The sequence below is a fragment of the Verrucosispora sioxanthis genome (assembly GCF_010560025.1).
GTDB classification, from domain to species: domain Bacteria; phylum Actinomycetota; class Actinomycetes; order Mycobacteriales; family Micromonosporaceae; genus Micromonospora; species Micromonospora palythoicola.
In genome coordinates, this window is record NZ_SAIY01000022.1 from 1 (window position 1) to 1,433 (window position 1,433).

The 1,433-nt window shown below is 72.2% G+C and carries 1 protein-coding gene; it reads right to left on the reverse strand.

What is annotated here, in order from left to right; genetic code table 11:
- Positions 1-1,205 (reverse strand): SAM-dependent methyltransferase (locus ENC19_RS29100; protein WP_235945215.1); only part of this gene is annotated, 1,205 nt, incomplete at its 3' end.
- Positions 1,206-1,433 lie beyond the last annotated feature (228 nt).

The window sequence follows — 1,433 nt, forward strand, 5'->3', positions numbered from 1 at the left end:
CTGGTGGCCAGGCTCAGCGGCGGTCGGCCACCGTCGGCCCCGAGCGCTCGCAACGCCTCCCGCTGTGACGTCAGGACGTACGCACACCGGGCGACCCGCTCACCGGTGGCGGCGACCGAGTCCATGGCCACGTGTGCGGTGACGTCGCAGGAGCCGTCCGGCACCGGCGGCACCTGCCGCCCAGCCCGGTAGCCGGTAAGCGTCCCGTCGAACGGGCGCTCCGCGCGCAGGTGGCCGTAGTCCACGGCCAACGCCAGCCCCTGCTCGACGCACCCCACGGCGTGCGCCCACGCCTCGTCCCTGGTCCGCCCGATCTCCGCCCGCCCCATCGGCGGTATGCGCGTAGGGGTGCGGTCCGTGGGGGTGTGGTCCGTGGGGGTTTCCGGGCAGCCCGGCCGGCTCCGGGCGGTCAGGCTTGATCCCTGCGCCGGCCGGGCTGCCCGGAAACCCGACGTGGTCGGGCCCGACCCGTCCGTCGGGGTCTGCGGGGGGAGGTTCGGATCATCCGTGCGGGTCCGCGCCCCGGGGGGCTGGTGGGTCGGGGTGGGCCACCAGGTCGTCAGCCAGGTTGTGTCGTCTCGACTTACTGGTTCGCCTGTCGTCTCGGCTCCCGTGGTGGGGTCGACGAGCAGGTAGTGCCAGTTGTGGTCGGTGTGGACGGCGAGGTCGAGGGGGATGTTGTCGAGCCACTCGGTGGCCAGGAGCAGGCCGATGATGCTGGTGGGGATCTCGTTCGTCCAGGTGATCTGGTCGGGAAGGTTCTCTGGGCGCGGGGCGAGTTCGACGGCGGTGAACCGTACCCGCCGAGCCAGCGGAACCGGCGCGGACAGCGACGCATCGACGGACCCGGACGAGACACCACCCGGGCCGGGGCGAACGGCGGCCGTGGTGGTCAGGGTTTCCGGGGAGCCCGCCCGCGCAGGGATCAAGCCTGACCGCCCGGAGCGGGCGGGCTCCCCGGAAACCCCCACGGCGAGTGAGTTGAGCAGTTCGCCACCCCCAGCCCCCACATCCACCACGTCGAACCGGTCGGGGAAGCCCAGGGCGGCGTCGAGGTGGTGGATCAGGCGGAGCAGCGCCGAGGTGAAGACCGGGGAGGCGTGCACGCTGGTCCGGAAATGGGCTGCGGGCCCGGCGCCGGAGACGAAGAAGCCCTCCGGCCCGTAGAGGGCATGCCGCATCGCCTCGCGCCAGCACATCGACATGGGGCCCTCCTCACACCGGTGAACGATTTCACACAACCTTGTTTCAGATCCGCTTCAGAGACGCATACTTGCCCCGACCGGTACCCCGTCTCGAGGACTGGATCGTGACATGAGCGCACGGCTGCGCACCCACTCGGCCGCCTACCGGCGGCCCGCGACCTTGGCGTCGGCCAAGGTCGGCACTCCTGCCCGGCTCACGGTCGGCGTCGTCGGCGCCGGACGGGTGGG